15 protein-coding genes are annotated in these 19,894 nt (G+C 71.9%); 12 read left to right on the top strand and 3 right to left on the bottom strand.

The annotated features are described in order from the left end of the window. Positions 1-115: 115 nt before the first annotated feature. A complete protein-coding gene (sigJ, locus tag HEP85_RS35630; protein ID WP_329292571.1) occupies positions 116-1,069 on the top strand; it encodes an RNA polymerase sigma factor SigJ in 954 nt (317 codons plus the stop codon). Then, positions 1,066-2,613, top strand: a complete 1,548-nt coding sequence (locus HEP85_RS35625; protein ID WP_168531614.1) for a cytochrome bc complex cytochrome b subunit — start codon at positions 1,066-1,068, stop codon at positions 2,611-2,613. Before sigJ ends, HEP85_RS35625 begins: the two co-directional genes overlap by 4 nt. On the opposite strand, the gene HEP85_RS35620 is transcribed toward HEP85_RS35625, so the two are convergent. After that, the gene (locus tag HEP85_RS35620) at positions 2,524-5,622 is read right to left on the bottom strand and encodes a glycoside hydrolase family 2 TIM barrel-domain containing protein (RefSeq protein ID WP_369657988.1); all 3,099 of its coding nucleotides are present in this window, start codon (positions 5,620-5,622) and stop codon (positions 2,524-2,526) included. The genes HEP85_RS35625 and HEP85_RS35620 overlap by 90 nt on opposite strands. Positions 5,623-5,872: 250 nt before the next feature. On the opposite strand from HEP85_RS35620, the gene HEP85_RS35615 reads away from it, so the two are divergent. From HEP85_RS35615 to HEP85_RS35605, 3 genes are all read left to right on the top strand, one after another. Next, the gene (locus HEP85_RS35615; protein ID WP_168534387.1) at positions 5,873-8,257 is read left to right on the top strand and encodes a SpoIIE family protein phosphatase; all 2,385 of its coding nucleotides are present in this window, start codon (positions 5,873-5,875) and stop codon (positions 8,255-8,257) included. Between the two features lie 157 nt (positions 8,258-8,414). Beyond that, positions 8,415-9,671, top strand: coding sequence for an arsenic transporter (locus HEP85_RS35610; RefSeq protein WP_168534385.1), 1,257 nt, complete (start codon positions 8,415-8,417; stop codon positions 9,669-9,671). Positions 9,672-9,687: 16 nt separating this feature from the next. Continuing rightward, entirely contained in the window at positions 9,688-10,179 is a 492-nt protein-coding gene (locus tag HEP85_RS35605; protein WP_329292563.1) for a universal stress protein, read from the top strand. On the opposite strand, the gene HEP85_RS35600 is transcribed toward HEP85_RS35605, so the two are convergent. After that, a complete protein-coding gene (locus HEP85_RS35600; RefSeq protein WP_168531613.1) occupies positions 10,142-11,161 on the bottom strand; it encodes a helix-turn-helix domain-containing protein in 1,020 nt (339 codons plus the stop codon). The genes HEP85_RS35605 and HEP85_RS35600 overlap by 38 nt on opposite strands. A 64-nt stretch (positions 11,162-11,225) precedes the next feature. Between HEP85_RS35600 and HEP85_RS35595 the strand changes: the two genes are divergently transcribed. Then, complete coding sequence (locus tag HEP85_RS35595) at positions 11,226-12,047, top strand: phytanoyl-CoA dioxygenase family protein (protein ID WP_168531612.1); 822 nt, start codon at positions 11,226-11,228, stop codon at positions 12,045-12,047. 2 nt (positions 12,048-12,049) lie between these two features. Here HEP85_RS35595 and HEP85_RS35590 read toward each other — a convergent pair whose 3' ends face one another. Then, a complete protein-coding gene (locus tag HEP85_RS35590; protein ID WP_168531611.1) occupies positions 12,050-13,000 on the bottom strand; it encodes an alpha/beta fold hydrolase in 951 nt (316 codons plus the stop codon). Between the two features lie 259 nt (positions 13,001-13,259). Between HEP85_RS35590 and HEP85_RS35585 the strand changes: the two genes are divergently transcribed. The 6 genes from HEP85_RS35585 to HEP85_RS35560 all read left to right on the top strand — a co-directional run bounded on the left by HEP85_RS35585 (position 13,260) and on the right by HEP85_RS35560 (position 19,693). After that, positions 13,260-14,114 (top strand): endo alpha-1,4 polygalactosaminidase, encoded by an 855-nt coding sequence (locus tag HEP85_RS35585; RefSeq protein ID WP_168531610.1) that lies wholly within the window; start codon positions 13,260-13,262, stop codon positions 14,112-14,114. 12 nt (positions 14,115-14,126) lie between these two features. Then, entirely contained in the window at positions 14,127-15,422 is a 1,296-nt protein-coding gene (locus HEP85_RS35580) for an ABC transporter substrate-binding protein (protein ID WP_168531609.1), read from the top strand. A gap of 170 nt (positions 15,423-15,592) precedes the next feature. After that, positions 15,593-16,555, top strand: a complete 963-nt coding sequence (locus HEP85_RS35575) for a carbohydrate ABC transporter permease (RefSeq protein ID WP_168531608.1) — start codon at positions 15,593-15,595, stop codon at positions 16,553-16,555. Continuing rightward, on the top strand, positions 16,552-17,370 hold the full coding sequence (locus HEP85_RS35570; protein ID WP_168531607.1) for a carbohydrate ABC transporter permease: 819 nt from the start codon (positions 16,552-16,554) through the stop codon (positions 17,368-17,370). Before HEP85_RS35575 ends, HEP85_RS35570 begins: the two co-directional genes overlap by 4 nt. Beyond that, the gene (locus tag HEP85_RS35565; RefSeq protein WP_369657987.1) at positions 17,367-18,374 is read left to right on the top strand and encodes a carbohydrate kinase family protein; all 1,008 of its coding nucleotides are present in this window, start codon (positions 17,367-17,369) and stop codon (positions 18,372-18,374) included. The genes HEP85_RS35570 and HEP85_RS35565 overlap by 4 nt, the downstream gene beginning before the upstream one ends. Then, positions 18,374-19,693, top strand: a complete 1,320-nt coding sequence (locus HEP85_RS35560) for an alpha-glucosidase/alpha-galactosidase (protein ID WP_168531606.1) — start codon at positions 18,374-18,376, stop codon at positions 19,691-19,693. The genes HEP85_RS35565 and HEP85_RS35560 overlap by 1 nt, the downstream gene beginning before the upstream one ends. Positions 19,694-19,894 lie beyond the last annotated feature (201 nt).

The raw sequence follows: 19,894 nt of genomic DNA, 5'->3' as shown, positions 1-19,894 counted from the left end.
CACGGCGCCGGGACCGCGTGACGCCGTGAGACGTACGTCACTCTTTGGCCTCCGGATGTCACATTCGGACCCTCTCCGGGGCTCGCAGTGGTGAGCGCACCCAGGGAGGAATGGCATGTCCGAGAGGACCGAGAGCGCCACGCAGGTGTTCGTCGACCATCGCGAGCTGCTCTTCGCGATCGTCTACAACATCCTCGGCAGCGTCGCCGACACCGAGGACGTCCTCCAGGAGGCCTGGCTGTCATGGACGGGCCGTGCCCGGCGGGCACCGCTGGACGCGATCACCAACCCACGCGCCTACCTCGTGCGGATCGCCGTGAACCACGCGCTCGCGCGCCGCGCCGCGATCACCCGGCGCCGTGAGACGTATGTGGGGCCCTGGCTGCCGGAGCCGCTGCTCGACGAAGCGGGCCCCGACGACTCGACCGACCGCACTCTGCGCACCGAGTCGGTGTCGCTGGCGATGCTGGTGGTCCTCGAGTCGCTCACCCCGCTGGAGCGGGCGGTCTTCGTCCTCAACGAGGTGTTCGGCTACGCGCACACCGAGATCGCGGAGGTCATCGACCGCAGTCCGGCGGCGGTGCGCCAGCTCGCGCACCGGGCGCGGGAGCACGTGCACGCCCGCCGCCCGCTCTACCGGGCCCATCCCCGTGTCCGCCGCCAGGCGACCGAGCGTTTCGTCGAGGCGGCGCTCGGCGGGGACATCGCCGCGCTGATGGAGATCCTCGCGCCGGACGTGACCGTGTGGACGGACGGCGGCGGCAAGGCGCCGGCGGGGCTGCGGCCGGTGCGCGGCCGGGACAAGGCGGCCCGGCTGTTCGCCGGTTACGCCGCCCGGCGTGGCGCCGGCCTCGACATCCGCTACCGGCGGGTCAACGGCGACGACTCCGCGGTGCTCTTCGCGGGCGAGTCGCCGTACGCGGTCATGGTCATGGATCTCACCCCGGACGGCGAGCAGGTGTCCGACGTCTACATCGTCACCAACCCCGAGAAGCTCGCGCGCGTACGGCGGACCGATGAGACCGATGAGACCCACGCGACCGACGCGACCGAGGAGGAGCACGCATGACGGACACCGTGACCACATCGGGGAAGACGTCCTCCGGTGAGCGACTCGCCGACTGGTTCGACGGCCGTCTCGGCCTCCACACCCTCGGCAGGCGGTATCTGCGCAAGGTCTTCCCGGACCACTGGTCCTTCCTGCTCGGCGAGATCTGCCTGTACAGCTTCGTGGTGCTGGTCCTCACCGGGGTGTACCTGACGCTGTTCTTCCATCCGTCCATGAACGAGGTGACCTACCACGGCGGTTACGTCCCGCTGAACGGCATCCGCATGTCGGAGGCGTACGCGTCCACGCTCGACATCAGTTTCGACGTGCGCGGCGGGCTGCTGATCCGGCAGATCCACCACTGGGCCGCGCTGATCTTCCTGGCGGCGATGCTGACGCACATGATGCGGCACTTCTTCACGGGTTCGTTCCGCAAACCCCGTGAGGTGAACTGGGTGTTCGGCTGGACGCTGCTGCTCCTCGGCATGTTCGAGGGCCTGTTCGGCTACTCGCTACCGGACGACCTGCTGTCCGGGACGGGACTGCGGTTCGTGGACGGCGTGCTGCTGTCGGTCCCGGTCGTCGGCACGTATCTGTCGTTCTTCCTGTTCGGCGGGGAGTTCCCCGGCCATGACATCGTGTCCCGCTTCTACTCGCTGCACGTCCTGCTGATCCCGGGGATCATGGCGGCGCTCGTCGTCGCGCATCTGATCCTGGTCGTGTACCACAAGCACACCCAGTTCGGGGGGCCGGGAAAGACCGAACGCAACGTAGTGGGGACCCCGTTCCTGCCGGTGTACCTGGCGAAGGCGGGCGGTTTCCTCTTCCTCGTGTCCGGCGTCATCACGCTGGTCGCGGCCGTCGCGACCGTCAACCCGGTCTGGGCATACGGTCCTTACCGCGCCGACCAGGTGTCGACGGGCGCCCAGCCGGACTGGTACCTGGGCTTCGCGGAGGGTCTGGTTCGTGTCATGCCGGGCTGGGAGATCGATGTCGCGGGGCACACTCTGGTGCTCGGTGTGCTCATCCCCGTCGTCGTCTTTCCGCTGCTCCTGGTCGCCATCGGCGTGTACCCGTTCGTGGAGGCCCGGTTCACGGGGGACCGGCGCGAGCACCATCTCCTGGACCGTCCGCGCAACCGGCCGGTGCGTACGGCGATCGGGGCGGCGTGGATCAGTGTGTATCTGATCCTGCTCGCGGGCGGCGGCAACGACATCGTGGCGACCCGCCTGCATCTGTCCATCAACAGCGTGACCTGGGCCGTGCGGGTCTCCCTGTTCGTCGTCCCGGTCCTCGTCTTCACGGTGACGCGCCGCCTCTGTCTGGGACTGCGGCAGCGCGACCGCGAACTGGTGGCGCACGGCCGTGCGACCGGCGTGATCACACGCCTGCCGCACGGCGAGTACGTCGAGGCGCACCGCCCGCTCGGCCCGGCCGAACTCCACACGCTGACCGAGCACGAGCATCGCGATCGCTCAGACCACCGGGACCTCCAGCCGGCTGATGCGCAGCCCGCCGTCGGCGGCTCCGGGGTGCCCGCTGGTCAGGAGGATCCGCAGCCGTGATCCGCGGGCCCGGTCGAAGGTGATCACGGTCGGGGCGTCGGACGCGGTGGCCCAGTCGACGGCCGTTCCCTTCACCGGCACGTAGCGCTCGCCGTCCCACACCGAGACCTCGGCCGAGGCGGGCAGGGCGTGCGTCGCGTCGACGGTGAAGGAGACCTCGACACGGTCGACGGCACGGGGGCGCGCCCAGGTGACCGAGACCCAGTCCTCGGCGCGGGCTCCGCTGAAGGCGGGCAGCAGAGCCGTGGCCGACTTGAAGAAGGCGTTGGACCAGCCGGTGGCCGCGTCACCGTCGAGCATGGCCGCCGGCAGGGAGTCCGGGCGCCCCGAGTAGCCGGCGTCCGCGAACGGGTAGGCGGGGGCGCCCGGTCCCGGGTCGGGTGCGAAGCGTGCGGCCGGGGTGGTCGCCTTCGTGCGCGCCGTGGTGGCGGGCACGGAGACGGTGGCGCTCCGCAGCCCCTCGGAGCGGGCCGTCACCCGCAGTGCTCCCGGGCGCGTGCCGCTGCGGACGATCGCGAGGGCCTTGCCGTGGAAGGCCGTCCGGGTGCTCGCCTGATAGCGCTCGGCGCTCTCCTCCTGGCCGTTGTCGAGACCGGCGAGCGAACCGCCGTGGGCCTCGAACGCGATCAGGTGCTGGGCGTCGGGCACGACCACGCCCCGGGCGTCGACCACCTCCGCCGTCACGAACACCAGTGAACGGCCGTCCGCGGGAAGGGACTTGCGGTCCGCGGTGAGGCGCACCCGGTGCGGCGGGCCGGCGGTGCGCAGCACGTCGGTGGCGACGGTCCGGCCGCCGCGGCGGGCCACCGCCTTCAACTCGCCGGGGGCGTACGGCACGTTCCAGGTGAGGTGGAGTCTGCCCGCGCTGCCGTTCGGACTGGTGTAGCTGCCCGGGTAGGGGCCGGAGGTGAACGTCTTGTCGTCGCCGGTCGCCTCGGTGGTCTCCAGGTACGTACGGCCGTCGACGGTCCGCTTCGTGTCGAACTTCCGTGTGCCGAGGGACTTTCCGTTGAGGAAGAGCTCCACGGTGTCGACGTTCGCGTACGCCCACACCTGGACCGTGTCGCCGATCTCGTGGTTCCAGGTCATGGGCACCAGATGGACCATGGGCTCGCTCACCCACTGGCTCCGGAACAGGTGGTACATGTCCTTGGGGAAGCCCGCGGTGTCGACGGCGCCGAAGAAGGACGCCTTGACCGGGAAGACGTCGTAGGGCGTCGGTTCGCCGATGTAGTCGATCCCCGACCAGAGGAACTGGCCCGCGAACCACTTCCGGTCCCGGTCCTTCTTGTGGCCGTACTCGCCGCTCATCGTCCAGGAGGCGAGGTTGTTGTCGTACGAGGAGGTCGCGCGCCGGCCCGGAGTGTGGTTCTCGCCGGTGTTGAGGTGCTCCGGCTCCTGGTAGGTGCCGCGCGTGGAGGTCTCGGAGGAGGACTCCGACTCGAAGAGGAAGAGGTGGGGGTAGGCGGCGTGCAGCGCGTCGACCGACTGGGCGGTGTTGTAGTTGAGGCCGAGCCCGTCGAGTTTGGCGAGCATGAGGTCGGCCGCGGAGCCCTTGGTGGGCGTGCGGCGGTACTTGTCGGAACCGATGACCAGGGGGCGGGTGTCGTCCGCGGCCCTGATGGCGCCGATGACACGGTCGGCCATGGCCAGTCCGGCGGTGGAGGTGGAGTCGGGGACCTCGTTGCCGATGGACCACAGGACCACGGCGGGCGAGTTGCGGGCCGCGAGGACCATCTCGGTGGCGTCCTTCTCGCACCACTCGTCGAAGAAGCGGCCGTAGTCGTACCGCGTCTTGCCGGTCCGCCAGCAGTCGAAGGCCTCCACCATCATCACGATGCCCAGCTCCTCGCAGACCTGGATCATCTGCGGCGAGGGCGGGTTGTGGGAGGTACGGAAGGCGTTGACGCCCATCGACTTCATGACGGTCATCTGCCGACGGACGGCGTCGATGCTGATCGCGGCGCCGAGGGCGCCCTGGTCGTGGTGGAGGTCGACGCCCTTGATCTTGGCGTGGGTGCCGTTGAGGTGGAAGCCCTCGTCCGGGTCGAAGCGGAACGAGCGGATACCGAAGGACGTGCGGCAGGTGTCGACGGTCGTGCCGCCGACGCGCAGTTCGGTCTCCAGGGTGTAGCGATGGCCGGGGGTCTCGAAGTCCCACAACCTCGGTCGCTCGACTATGAGTTCGTGGGTCTCGTCGGCGCGGTCCCCGACCGTCGCGGTGGTGGACGTGCGGGCCGCGGTTCGGCCGTCGGGGTCGAGGATCGTCGAGATCACCTGGACCTCGGCCGTGGCGCCTGTCTGGTTGACCACGCTCGTCCGGGCCCGGACGACCGCCCGTCGCGCGGTGATGTCCGGCGTCGTGACGTAGGTGCCCCAGCGCTCGATGTGCACCGGTTCGGTGACCACGAGACGGGCCTCGCGGTAGATGCCGCTGCCCGAGTACCAGCGACTGCTGGGGAGTTGGTTCTGGACCTTGACCGCGATGACGTTGGCGGTGCTGCCGTCCGTGTGCAGCAGGCCGGTGAGGTCGAGGGCGAACCCCGTGTATCCGTAGGGGTGGTGGCCGGCTTCGGTGCCGTTGCAGTAGACGTACGAGTCCATGTAGACGCCGTCGAACTCCACCGAGATCCGCTTGCCGGCGAGGGCGGGCGGCAGGGTGAAGGCGATGCGGTACCAGCCGAGGCCGCCCGGGAAGAACCCGGTGCCGCTGGTGGTGCCGTGCTCCGTGGTGGGGGTCTGCTCGATGCTCCAGTCGTGCGGGACGGCCACCTCGCGCCAGGCCGAGTCGTCGTGACCGGGCTGTGCCGCGCCCTCGTACGCCCCGGTCGGGTCGGTGATCCCACCCGGATCGACCAGGGCGAAGCGCCAACCGTCGCGGAGTTCGACGATACTGCGGCCCGCCGCGTGCCCGGACGAGGCCGCCCGGGCGTCGGCGGCACCCACGAACGCTCCGGCCGTGGGTGCGGCGGTTCCTGCGATCAATACCGATCTCCGAGTGACCGTCAAGGCGGCTCTCCCTCATCAGGACCCATAACTCATCACAACTGATCGTGAACAAACAGATTCTGACGTGCTGACACATGGGGCCGTCAAGGGGCGGGCACCCACTTCCGCTCCGGGGGCCACATCTGCCGGAATACGTCGCGCCGATGCGCTCCCGGGCGGCTCGTGTGCGGGGTGCGCGACGCGCCCGCGCACTAGGCTGAGACCCCAGTGACGCGTGTTCACCGCGAGTGACGGTAAGGGAGTGGCGACGATGCCCCCGGTCCACCCCCTCGACGAGGCCGCCACGGCGCGGGCGGTGATCGACGCCGACGGCACCCTGCTCCGGTGGAGCGAGGGGGCCCGCCGTCTGCTGGGCCACGCTCCGGAAGACGTCGAGGGCCGCCCCGCCTCCGGCCTGCTCGCCGACCGCGCGGACCTGCCGAACGAACCGCCCGGCAGCCGCTGGAACGGCACCGTCGCCCTGCGCCACCGCGACGGCCACGCCCTCCCCGTATGGCTGCTGGCCCACCGCCGACAGTCGCCGGACGGCGGCCCGGTCAGCTGGCTGGTGGTCACACCACTGGAATCCCGGGGCCCGCGCGAGCCCGGAGACCCGCTGACCGAGGCGATGCCGCTGCAGTCCCCGTGCCCCGTCGCGGTCTACGACGAGCGGCTGCGCCTGTTCGCGGTGAACGACGCCATGGCCGACCTCATCGGCCTCCCCGAAGCCCGCATCCAGGGCCTGCGGATGTCCGAGATCGGCGGCAAGGAGGAGAGCGAGCGCCTGGAGACCCAGCTGCGCGACGTCCTCGTCTCCGGAGTCGGACGCGACGTCGAGACGTACCTGCGAGCGGGCGGCGAGTACCGCGCGCACGCCTGGCTGGCCCGGATCGCCCCGCTGACCGGCGCCGACGGCAAGGTCGTGGGGGTGTGTCTGTCCGCGCACGACTTCAGCGAGCACTACCTCGCCCGGGAACGCCTGCAACTGGTCAACGAGGCCGGCCTGCGCATCGGCACCTCCCTCGACGTCACCCGAACAGCGCAGGAACTCGCCGACGTCTGCGTACCCGCGCTGGCCGACTTCGTCAGCGTCGACCTGCTGGACCCGCCGGAGCACGGGGGCGAACCCCCGGTCGGGCCGCCGCTCACGCCGGTCGCACTGCGCCGCGCCGCTCACCGCTCGGTGCACCCCGGCTCCCCCGAGGCCGTGCTCAAGCCCGGCCAGGTGGACGTCTACCCCGCCGCCTCACCGCAGGCCGACTCGCTGGCGGCCGGCCGGACGATCGTGGCGCCCGATGGCGCCACCACCCTGACGCAGTGGCTCTCCTGGGACGCGCTGCGGCGCGAACGTGCCGCGGAGTACGGGTTCCACGCCCTCATGTGCGTACCGATCACGGCCCGGGGCCAGACCCTCGGAGTCGCCGTCCTCGCCCGCTCCCGGCGCCCCGACCCCTTCACCGCCGACGACGTGCTGCTCGCCGAGGAGGTGACGGCCAGGGCCGCTGTCTGCATCGACAACGCCCGGCGCTACTCCCGCGAGCGCGAGACCGCGCTCTCCCTGCAACGCAGCCTGCTGCCCCGGACACTGCCGCGCACGGCCGCCCTGGAGGCCGCCTCCCGTTATCTTCCCGCCGCACGGGCCGGGGTGGGCGGCGACTGGTTCGACGTGATCCCGCTGTCCGGGATGCGGGTGGCCGTGGTCGTCGGTGACGTCGTCGGACACGGCGTCCAGGCGTCCGCGACCATGGGCCGGCTGCGCACGGCCGTCCGGACACTCGCCGACATCGACCTCGCCCCGGACGAACTGCTCACCCACCTGGACGACCTCGTCGTACGGCTGTCCGCGGAGGACGGCTCGGAGGACACCACGGGCGAAGTCGGCGCGACCTGCCTCTACGCGGTGTACGACCCGGTCACACGGCGCTGCACGCTCGCGCGGGCCGGCCATCCACCGCCCGTCATGCTTCCGCCGGGCGGCTCTGCCCGGCAGATCGACCTTCCCGCGGGACCACCGCTCGGGCTGGGCGGGCTGCCCTTCGAGTCCGTCGAACTCGCCCTGCCCGAGGGTACGGTGCTCGCCCTCTACACCGACGGACTGGTGGAGAGCCGCGAACGCGACGCCGACATCAACCGCGACCTGCTGTGCGACGCGCTGGAGCGCTCGGCGGACTCGCTGGACGGGGCCTGTCACGCGATCCTCCAGGCCCTGCTGCCCGCCGGTGGCGCCCCGGACGACGTGGCCCTGCTGCTCGCCCGGACCCACGGGCTGCCGTCCTCGCAGGTGGCGACCTGGAACATTCCCGCCGACCCGGCCCTGGTGGCGCCGATCCGCGGCCAGGTCGTGGAGCAGCTCGACCGCTGGGAACTCAGCCAGGCGACGTTCACGGTGGAACTCGTGGTGAGCGAGCTGGTCACCAACGCGATCCGGTACGGCGAGTCGCCCATCAGGCTGCGGCTCATCCACGACGCGGACACGTTGATCTGCGAGGTCTCCGACAGCAGCCACACCGCGCCGCATCTGCGCCGGGCCAGGACCTTCGACGAGGGCGGGCGCGGCCTGCTGCTGGTCGCCCAGCTCACCCAGCGCTGGGGCAGCAGGCACACGACCGACGGAAAGACGATCTGGGCGGAGCTGAGCCTCGTCCCGGAGGTCTGAAAGGCCCCGGAGGCCTCAAACGGCCCCGGCGGTCCGACCGCCGCCGGAGGCGCGACGCGTTCCCGTTCCCGGAGGTCTGACCGCGTCCCGTCGGGGCAGGTGGTGCGGCATCTGATGTGATGGACGGGCACCCGACCGTGCCCTGGAGGACCGAACCCTGAACACCCCGTTCGCCGAAACACTGTCCGTCGTGCTGCTCGCCGCCGTGCTCGTCTGCGCGGTGGTACGGCCGTTCGGCTGGCCCGAGGCGGTCGTCGCGGTCCCGGCCGCTCTGCTGGTGATGGCCACCGGCGCGATCTCCTGGGAGCACGCCCGCGAGGAGGCCGCGCACCTCGGGCCGGTGATCGGCTTCCTGGCGGCCGTACTGGTGCTCGCCCGGTTCTGTGACGACGAAGGCCTCTTCCACGCGTGCGGCGCCTGGATGGCGCGCTGGGCCGCCGGTCGGCCCCGGCGCCTGCTCACCGCCGTCTTCGCGCTCGCCTCCGCGATCACCGCGGTGCTCAGCCTCGACGCCACCATCGTGCTGCTCACGCCCGTCGTCTTCGCCACCGCGGCCCGGATGGGCGCCCGCCCCAAACCGCACGTCTACGCCTGCACGCACCTGTCGAACACGGCCTCGCTGCTGCTCCCCGTCTCCAACCTCACCAACCTGCTGGCGTTCACCGCGAGCGGGCTGAGCTTCACCCGGTTCGCCGCGCTGATGGTCCTTCCGTGGCTGGTCGCGATCGGCGCCGAGTACGTGGTCTTCCGGCGCTTCTTCGCCCGCGACCTGGCCGCCGCCGCTCCGCAGCCCACCCTCGACGAGCCGCCGGAGCTGCCGCTGTTCGCACTGGTCACGGTGGGATGCACGCTGGCCGGTTTCGTCGTCGCCTCCGCGGTCGGGATCGATCCGGCGTGGTCGGCGGCGGCCGGGGCGCTGGTGCTCGCCGTCCGGGCCATGGTGCGTGGGCGCGCCACCGTGCTCACCGTGGTCCGGGCCACCGCTCCGGCCTTCCTGGCCTTCGTCCTCGCCCTGGGCGTCGTCGTCCGCGCGGTGGTCGACAACGGACTCTCCGACGCCCTCGGCCGGATCCTGCCGGACGGCAGCGGGCTGCCCGCGCTGCTCGGGATCGCGGCGCTCGCCGCCGTGCTGGCCAATCTGATCAACAACCTGCCCGCGGTCCTGGTGCTGCTGCCGCTCGCCGCCACGTCCGGCTCCGGCGCGGTGCTGGCCGTCCTGCTCGGCGTCAACATCGGCCCCAACCTCACCTACGCCGGTTCCCTGGCGACCCTGCTGTGGCGGCGTATCGTCCACCAGCACGAACACGGCGTAGACCTCAAGGAGTTCACCCGGCTCGGCCTGATCGCCGTGCCGGCCGCGCTGGTCCCCGCCGTACTGGCACTGTGGACCTCGCTCCACGTCATCGGAGGCTGAACGGAGGACGTTGCCCATGCGGGTGATCGCCTGGCTCGTCGAAGGAACCTGGCCGGCATGTGTGGACGCGGTGCGCGAGCACGCGCCGCGGGCGACGGAGGTCGTGCTGCTGCACGTCAGCGAGCCGGGGGTGCCCGGTCTCGCGCACGGCGCCTTCGCCGGACTGCTCGGCCGCGGGCACCGGGAGCGCGACCCCGAGGTTCTGCTGGAAGATCTCGGTGCCTCCTCCGCCGTACGGCTGCTCGACGCGGCGGCCGAGCGCCTGGGCCGCCCGTGCGACCGTCTGGAGCGCGCCGGCCGTGCCGAACGGGAGGTGGTCGCCGCCTCCGACGGCGCCGATCTGCTCGTGTTCGCCCGTGACGGCGACCGGGCCCGCCTGGGCCCGCACAGTCTGGGCCCGGCCGGACGGTTCGTCGTCGACCACGCGCCCTGTCCGGTCCTGCTGGTCTGGCCGGAGCCGGCGCCGGACGTCACGACCTTGCCGCCGCCTCCCCCGCACCACCCTTAGGGCCTGTCGTTCGGGTCAGGTCGCGGGTCGACCGGGCACCGCGCTCCGGCGCCGTCCGGTCCGAAGGACAGGCCATGGCCGTACCACGGCGGTAGGCCCCCGGCGAGGTCCCGTAGCGCTGCCGGAAGGCCCGGTGGAAGTGCGGGGCGCTGGAGAATCCGGAGACCGCGGCCACCCGTTCCACCGGAAGCCCGGTGGCCTCCAGAAGCCGGGCCGCGTGCAGCAGCCGGGCCTCGCGCAGCGCCCGCATCGGGGAGCGGCCGAGCTGTTCGGTGAAGAGATGCGCGAATCGCGACGGCGAGAGCGCGACCGCCCCGGCCAGCGAGCGGACGGTGTGCGCGGCGGCCGGGTCGGCGGCGATCAGCGCCTCCGCCCGCAGCACACGGGCGTCCACCCCGGGCCTGTCGCCCTCCGCGCGGGCGGTGCCGAGCAGCACGATCTCCTCCAGCGAGCACAGGGCCAGTTCCCTGGCCGCGGTGCCGTGCGCGACCGCGACCGCGCCGTCGGCCGGTTCCGCACCGTCGGCCGGTTCCGCGCCGTCGGGCGGTTCGCCGTCCCCCGTCCAGCGGGCGTCGGCGAGCATCCGCCGGAACGCCGACCCGATACGTTCCCGGCTCCGGGCGGCCCGCACGGCGTACACCCCGTCAGCGAGGGCGTACGGCCGCAGCCACCGGTCCCAGGACGGCCTGGCCCGGCAGTGGGTCCACCAGAACGCCCAGTGGTCGGCGCCCGGTTCGACGCCGTAGCGGTGCGGTACGCCGGGTCCCAGAACCACCAGGTCGCCCGCGCCGGCCGTCGTCCGGGCCACGCCCTGCCGAAGGCTGCCCCGTCCGGCCGTGGTCCAGGTGAACAGCCAGCTGTCACTGCCGTGCGGCCGGTGGACCCGGTATCCCTCCCGCTGGTCGTAGCGCCCGATCGTCACCAGGTCCGGCGGCGGGGACGGGACAGCAGGCTCGGGCAGGACGTCAGCACGCACAGGCATCCTCCCGGAAGGGTCACCGTCCTAGCGTGAGGCACCTCGCACCCCGAACGGAAGGGACGGTCGGATGACGGTCACGGACAGGAACGGGCGGCACCCGCGCACCTGGGAGGACGCGTTCGCGGAGAACGGCTTCGTGGTGGTCCGCGGGCTGTTCACCGGTGCCGAGATCGACGCGCTGTGCGCGGAGTTCGCGGCGCTGCACGCCGCCGGGCCGGTGCCGGGGCACTTCGAGCCCCGCGCGACGAGGCCCGGCGGCACGGCCGATCCGCTGCACGGCCACCCCCGGGTGATGCATCCGCACCGCATCAACGCGCTGTCCCGGCGCACGCTGCTCGATCCCCGGCTGCGGGAGATCCTCGAAGTCCTGTCGGGCGAGGAGGTCCTGGCCGCGCAGAGCATGTTCTACTTCAAGCCGCCCGGCGCCCGTGGCCAGGCGCTGCACCAGGACAACTTCTATCTGCGGGTGGAGCCGGGCACCTGCGTGGCCGCCTGGATCGCCTGCGACACGATCGACCGGGGCAACGGCGGCCTGGAGGTCGTGCCGGGCACCCATCGCATGGACCTGTTCTGCCCTCAGGAGGCGGACGAGGAGCTGTCCTTCGTCCGCGAGTACGTGCCACCGCCGCCCGGTCTGGTGGCCGTGCCGGTCGACATGGCACCGGGTGACGTGCTGTTCTTCAACGGCAGCCTGGTGCACGGCTCGGGCCCCAACCGCAGCGCCGACCGCTTCCGCCGCTGCTTCATCGGCCACTACGTCGGGCGGTCTACGGCCCGCATCGGCGTCCACTACCGCACCCTGACGATGAGCGGCGAGCCGGTCGCCCTGCCCGAGAGCGAGGGCGCCGGCCCGTGCGGCGAGGAGTTCGCCGCCGCGTCCCCCCACTGACCTCACTCCTCCGGTTCGGGCAGCGCGTACCGGAAGGGGACCGAGGCGGGATCGGTGAGCGCTTCGGCGGCGAAGGCGAGGACCGCGGCCGCGACCGCGCCGGGGCTCTCCAGGAGCATCGCGTGCGTGCCGTCGATCCCGACGACGCGCACGTGGGGGCGCTGTGCGGCCAGTGCCGTGAGATCCCTGGCGAGCCCCATCCCGTAGGCCCTCATCAGGTCGTCGAACCACTCCTTGCCAGGCACCGGGGGCGTCGGGCGGAGCGCGCGCCCCAGCAGCAGCGGGCGGTCCATCCGCGCGAAGAGGGCGAACAGGTCGAGCGAGTCGATCGCCGCCAGCATCTCGAGCGCGTGCTCGCGCCGCGGCCTCAACTCCAGCCGCCCGTCCGGTGTGTGACGCACGGACCTCAGCAGTGCCGTCTCCAACAGCTCATAGGGAACGCCGAGTTGTCCGGACAGGGCGCGCTGCTGGGCGAGCAGGGTCTGCAGGCCGTCGACGGGCAGCGGGCCGCCCGGCAGCCCGGCCGTCGCCGACTTCCTCACCTGGACGAGACGTTCGTCGACATAGGCCGGGTCGAGGCCCACGTACTGGTCGGGGCGGCCCCACCCGTATCCGTCCAGGTTCGCCGCGCCGGGCGTGACCTCCGGGTGGTCCAGCGCGTACCGCACCGCGATCACCCCGCCGAGTGAGTGTCCGACCGGGAGCGCGCCGGGCAGGCCGTACTCCTCCAGGACCCCCTCGATGTCCTCGATCACCCGGGGCAGGGTCCAGGTCCCGGAAGGCGAGAGACCGTGTCCGCGCAGGTCGACGGCGAGCACCCGGTGCCGGGGTGTCAGGAGAGGGGCGACGGCGGCCCAGTCGGCCAGCGTGCGCCCGGCTCCGTGCAGCAGGAGCAGCGGCGGGCCGTCGCCTCCGTGGTCGTGGACGGCCAGTGCGATACGGTCTCCGGTCATGTCCTGACCATAGGGCCCGGGTCGGGGCTGCTCCCGGAGGACATCGTGTGTCGGTGGCCGTCCCGCAGCCCTCCCGTGCCGGCGTGGCCTTGACGGGGGCGGCGTCGAAGCGCTTTGATCCTGGCGTGCCGTGGCGCGTGCAGCCGGGCACCCAGAGGTGCGCCCAGCCGGTAACGGACACGGTTCAAGTCCGGCCAAAGTCGCCAGGATCGCGGGAAGCGTCCGAGGCGGGGTCGTACTCGCGATTGATGGAGCGGACATGCCCGTCAAACGTGTTCTCCGCGTCGCCGGTCCGGGGGCAGCCGCTGCCCTGATGGCGCTCGCGACACTGGTGAGCTGTGCTTCCGGACCGGCGAAGAGCACTCCGCCCCGAAAGCACGGGACCTCGGGACCGAGCCCGCGAACCGTACGGCTCCCCCCGCTCCACGCCGGTTTCGACTACCAGATCGGCGGCGCCTACCGGCCGCCGTCGGGTGTCCGCATCGTCAGCCGCGACCGTACGGCGACGCCCGCGCCCGGCCTCTACAACATCTGTTACGTCAACGCCTTCCAGGTCCAGCCGGGCGAGGAGCGGCAGTGGCCCGCCGACCTGCTGCTGCGGGACGCGTACGGCAAGGTGGTCGTCGACCGCGACTGGGACGAGGCGCTGCTCGACATCGGTACGCCGGACAAGCGCGAGCGGGTGGCCGCGCGGGTCGGCCGGTGGATCGACGGCTGCGCGGACAAGGGCTTCGACGCGGTGGAGCCGGACAACTACGACAGCTACACCCGGTCGCGGCATCTGCTGGGCGCCGACGACGCCACCGCGTTCATCACGCTGCTCTCCGCCCGCGCGCACGCCCGCCACCTGGCCATCGGGCAGAAGAACACCGCGGAACTGGCCGGCCTGAGGGCACGGACCGGCCTCGACTTCGCGGTGGCGGAGGAGTGCGGCGAGTACGACGAGTGCGGGACGTACGCGACGGCGTTCCACGACCGGGTCGTCGTCATCGAGTACACCGACAGCGGGCTGCGCAAGGCCCGCGCGCGGTACGGGAAAAGGCTGAGCATCGTGCGCCGGGACGTGGACGTCTCGACACCGGGCAGCGCGGACTACGTCCGCCGGACGCACTGACGGGAGGCCCTGATGACCTCCTCGATCGCACGTCGCCGCCTGCTGGCCGGCGCGGCCGCCGCCCCGTTCCTCGCCGCCTGCGGCGGTGGCGCCTCCGACGGCGTCGGCGCCGACGGCACCGTGACCGTCGAGCTGTGGCACGGGCAGAGCGACACGGGCAGGAAGGCCGTGGAGGCGCTCGTCGCCGAGTTCAACCGCACCCATCCGCGTATCCGCGTCGACAGCGCGGGCGGCGGGGTGCTGTCCGACGCGATGCTCCAGAAGGTGACGGCCGCGCTCGCCTCGGGCTCCTATCCCGACATCGCGTACATCTTCGGCTCGGACCTGGCCAGCATCGCGCGCAGTCCCCGCGTCGTCGACCTGACGTCCGCGCTGCACGCGGGCCCCACGCCGTGGCGGTCTCTCTGGGCCCCGGTGCGGGAGGGAGTCACCGTCAACGGCAGGGTGCGGGCCGCCCCGGCGCTGCTCGACTCCCTGGCCGTCGTCTACAACAGGAAGCTGTTCCGGCAGGCCGGGGTGGACTTCCCGCGGGCCGGCTGGACCTGGGACGAGTTCACCGACACGGCACGGAGACTGACCGAGCCCGGCCGCGGGGTCTTCGGTACGGGCTGGCCCGGGACCGGCGACGAGGACACGGTGTGGCGTCTGTGGCCGATGATCTGGGACCTGGGCGGTGACGTCGTGGCCGCCGACGGCAAGCACATCGGCTTCGCCGACCAGGGCGTACGGGCCCTGGAGACCCTCGCCGGGCTGAGCCGCGACAAGAGCGTGTACGTCGATCCGAAGCCCGGCGGCGAGCAGATGTACCAGGTCTTCATGGCCGGCCGGATGGCCATGGTGGGGACCGGGCCCTGGCAGCTCCCGGACATCATCGGCGCCGGGGTCGACTACGACGTCGTGCCGCTGCCGACCTACAGCGGACGGCCGGTCACCATCTCGGGCCCGGACACCTGGACGGTGTTGGACAACGGCTCGGCCCGTTCACGGGCGGCCGTCGAGTTCGTGCGCTGGATGATGCGCCCCGCCCAGGACGCCCGCTGGGACATCTCGGCGGGCAGCCTTCCGCTGAGCTCGGCCACCGCCGCCCGGCCGGAGTGGCGCCGGCACTCCCAACAGACCAGAGGCCTCGACGTGTTCACCGAGGCGCTGGGCTCCGCCCGGGTGCGCCCGGTCCACGCGGCCTATCCGCAGATCTCCCAGGCACTCGGCGAGGCGATCGTCTCGGTGCTGCTCGGCAAGGACTCCCCCGCCGGCGCCCTGCGCCGGTGCGCGGAACGGTCCGACGCCGCCCTGCTCATCCCCCGGTGACCCGGGCCGGGCATCCGAGAACCTCCGGCATCCACCGACGCGTTCCCCCCGTTCCTCGAATTCCCCCCGTTCCCTGAATTCCGCCCGTTCCCTGAATTCCCCGCGCTCCCCGTGTTCCGCCGTCCGTGTCCAGGTGACTCTCAGGTGACTTCCAGGTGAGGGAGGCCGTCTTGTCCACTCTGCCCCGCGCCATCACGCTCGCCCCGCAGGCCGCGGTGCCCCCGGCCGCCGCACGGCGCGCCGCACGCCGTCGCGCCCGCCGTGAAACGGCCACCGCCTGGGGGTTCATCGGCCCCTCGGTCGTCGTGATCCTCGGCCTCGGCATCGTCCCCGTCCTGTGGTCGCTGCTGCTGTCCTTCCGGGCCGACGACCTGGTCACGCCGGGCCGCTGGGTCGGCCTCGACAACTACCGGGCCCTGGCCGAGGACCCCGGTTTCCATACGGCCGTGAGCAACACCCTGCTGTACACGGCCCTCTACGTGCCGCTCAGTCTGGTCGGCGGCCTCGCGCTCGCCCTGGCCCTGAACCGTCGGCTGCGGCTCATCGGCCTGTACCGGACGCTCGTCTTCATCCCGTTCGTGGTGTCGGCGACGGCCCAGGGCGTCCTGTTCTCGTTCATCCTCGACCCGGAGTTCGGGGTCGCCAACTCACTCCTGCACCAGCTCGGCATCTCGCCGCAGGGCTTCCTCTCCGACCCCGACCAGGCGATCTACCTGCTGGTCCTCATCTCGCTGTGGAGTGGCGTCGGCTTCTGCGTCGTCGTCTACCTGGCCGCGCTCCAGGACGTGCCGCCCGAACTCGTCGAGTCCGCCCGCATCGACGGTGCGGGCCGCGCGCTGATCCTGCGTCACATCGTGCTGCCGACCCTCACACCGGTCACCGTGTTCCTGCTCCTGTGGCAGGTGATCACGGCGCTCCAGGTCTTCGACCTGATCTATGTGACGACCAAAGGCGGACCCCTCGGCTCGACCACGGTCGTCGTCTACTTCGTCTGGCAGCAGGCCTTCCAGACGTTCACGGCCGGATACGGGGCCGCGGCGGCGTACGTCCTGGCGGCGGCCCTGATGGTGGTGGGCGCGGCGCTGCGGGTCGTACGGCGCCGCCAGAACCGTACGGAAGGAGTCGTCCGATGAGGACGCCGAAGGTGAGCGGCTGGCATCTGCTGCTGGCGCCGCTGGCCCTGTGCTTCGCGCTGCCGCTGGTGTGGCTGGTGCTCAGTTCCGTGATGACCAACGCGGAGATCAACCGGTTCCCGCCCGCGCTGTGGCCGAAGGGCATCGACCTGGGCGGATACCGGTACGTGCTCGGAAACGCGCTGTTCCCACGGTGGTTCGCCAACTCCTTCCTGGTCGCATCGGTCGCGGTGGGATCGAATCTGCTGTTCGGGGCGCTGGGCGGCTACGCGTTCGCGCGGATGCGGTTCGCCGGGTCGCGGCTGCTGCTCGGGCTGATGCTGGCGACCATGGTGATCCCGTTCCAGCTCACCATGATCCCCACCTTCCTGGTGATGAAGGAGCTGGGTCTGATCGACACGCTCGGCGCGCTGATCGTGCCGTCGCTGGTCACCCCGTTCGCGGTCTTCCTGTTCCGGCAGTTCTTCCTCTCGCTGCCGCGGGAGATGGAGGAGGCCGCCTGGATCGACGGGTGTTCACGGCTGCGGGTCCTCTTCTCGATCGTGCTGCCGCTGGCCCGCCCCGCGCTGGCCACGGTCGCGGTGCTGACGTTCCTGTCGACCTGGAACGACCTGTCGTGGCCGCTGATCGCGCTCAACCACGACACGCGGTACACGCTCCAGTTGGGGCTGACGACTTTCCAGGGACAGCACCACACCCGGTGGTCGGCGGTGATGGCGGGGAACGTGATCACCGTGCTGCCGGTGCTGGTGGCGTTCCTGCTGGCGCAGAAGACGTTCGTGCAGTCGCTCACGTCGAGCGGTCTGAAGGGGTGACGGCGGTGCGGGATTTCGACCTTGTGGTGATCGGCGACGCGAATCCGGATGTGGTGGCCGGTCCGCTGTCCGGTCCCCTTTCCTTCGGGCAGCGTGAACAGCTCGTCGCTCACGCCGGGTTGGTGCTCGGCGGATCCGCGGCGATCATGGCGTGCGGGGCCGCCCGGCTGGGGCTGCGGGTCGCCTTCGCGGGCCGGGTCGGCGCCGATCCCGCGGGCGTGTTCGTGCGTGACGCGCTGGCGGGACGAGGGGTCGACGTGAGTTTCCTGGTCACCGATCCCGAACTGGCCACGCCCCTCACGGTCGTGGTCACCACCGAGGACGGTGACCGGGCCATCCTCACCGCGCCGGGCTGTCTGACGGCGACCGACGCCGAGGACGTCCCGCGGGAGTTGCTGGCCGCCACCCGTCACGTACACGCGGCGTCGTTCTTTCTGATGCCCCGTCTGGCGTGCTCCCTCGCCGCGGTGTTCGCGCGGGCCCGCGCCCTGGGGGCGACGACCTCGCTCGACACCAACGACGACCCGGCCGGACGCTGGGACCGCGGCCTCCTCGATCCGGTCCTGGCGGTCACCGACTTCCTGCTGCCGAACGCGGCCGAGGCACGCGCCCTCGGTCTGCACCCCGCCACGGGTGCGGGGCCGTACCCCCGACCGCCACGGGGAGAGGGCGTGAGCGGCGACGAGGTGGCCGCGCCCCCGCGACAACCGCCGACCGTCGTCATCAAGGACGGCGGGAACGGCGCCCTCGCCCTGCGCGGGACACGACTGCTGCGCGCGCCCGCCGTGCCCGTCGAACCCGTCGACACCGTGGGCGCCGGCGACAGCTTCGACGCCGGATTCGTCGCCGCGACCCTGCGCGGGCTGGACCTCGCGCCGGCCATGGCCCTCGCCGTGGCCTGCGGTTCGCTCTCCACCCGCGGCCACGGCGGTACCGCGGCACAGCCCACGTGGGACGAGGCCCGCGCCGCCACCTCGGACAACTCGGAAAGAGGGATTCACTGATGTACGACGTCACCGCCGCGAAGATCGCCTTCATCGGGGCCGGGAGCGTGGTGTTCACCCAAGGACTGCTCGCGGACCTCTTCGCCTTCCCCGAACTGGCCCACGCCCGGATCGCGTTGCACGACATCGACCCGGAGCGGCTCGCGACGGCGGAGGGCGCGGCCCTGCGCATCGCCGCCGCCCGTGGGGCCAAGCCGGTGATCACCGCGCACCTGGACCGGCGGGCGGCCCTGGCCGACGCGGACTTCGTCATCAACATCATCCAGGTCGGCATGAACGAGGCGACACGCGTCGACTTCGAGATCCCGGCCCGCCACGGCCTGCGCCAGACCATCGGCGACACGCTCGGCATCGGCGGTATCTTCCGCGCCCTGCGCACCTTCCCGGTCCTGCGCGCGCTGGCCGGGGACATGGCCGAACTGTGCCCGGACGCCATGCTCCTGAACTACACCAACCCCATGGCGATGAACGTCCTCTACCTCAGCCGCATCGCCCCGGACCTGCGCGTGACGGGCCTGTGCCACTCGGTGCACTGGACGATGCACGACCTCGCCGCGCTGGTCGGCGTGCCCTTCGAGGAGGTGTCCTATCTGGCGGCCGGGGTCAACCACCAGGCCTGGGTGCTGCGCTTCGAACGCGCCGGCCAGGACCTCCACCCGTTGCTGGACGAGGCGATCGCCAAGGATCCCGGGCTGCTGCGCCGGGTCCGCGTCGACATGTACCGCAGGCTGGGCCACTACCCCACCGAGACCAGCGAGCACTCCTCGGAGTACGTGCCCTGGTATCTCCACCACGACAGCGAGATCGAACGCCTCCGGCTGCCGGTGGGCGCCTATCTGAAGATCATCGAGGAGAACACGGCGAGCTACGAGCAGACCCGCGACGCCCTGGCCAGGGACGCGCCGCTGCCCGTCGAGGGCACCCTGGAGTACGCCCCGCAGATCATCCACAGCACCCTCACCGGCACCCCGCGCACGATCTACGGGAACGTCCCCAACCGCGGCCTGATCGACAACCTGCCCGCCGACTCCGTGGTAGAAGTCCCCTGTCTGACCGACGCGCTGGGCGTCCAGCCGACCCGCGTCGGCTCGCTACCGCCGCAGTGCGCGGCCCTCAACAGTGCCTACGTCGCCGTCAACGACCTGGTCGTGCGGGCCGCCACCGACGACGACCCCCGCCACATCCGGCACGCCGCCATGGCCGACCCCGCCACGGCCGCCGCGCTGCCCGTCGAACGGATCTGGGACCTGTGCGACGACCTCGTACGCGCCCACGGCGCCCTGCTCCAGCCGGAACTGCGGGCCGAGCTCGGCCACTGAGCACGCGCCCGGCCGCCCTTCCGCCGCACCCGGACGGCCCGTGAGGCGCACCCGCGCCGAACCCGGGCCGTGTCGGATGAGCGGCGGGCCACCGACGGGCGTATCAAGAGGCATGTCGACCTCCATGGCGGACAGGCGGGAAAGCCGCCTGCCGACGAGCACCACCGAGCCGCCGCGACGATACGCACGACTGCGGCGGCA

This window comes from Streptomyces sp. RPA4-2 (genome assembly GCF_012273515.2).
GTDB lineage: Bacteria > Actinomycetota > Actinomycetes > Streptomycetales > Streptomycetaceae > Streptomyces > Streptomyces kaempferi.
Note: the sequence above shows the minus strand (reverse complement) of the source record. Positions and strands in the feature narration are given on the sequence as shown.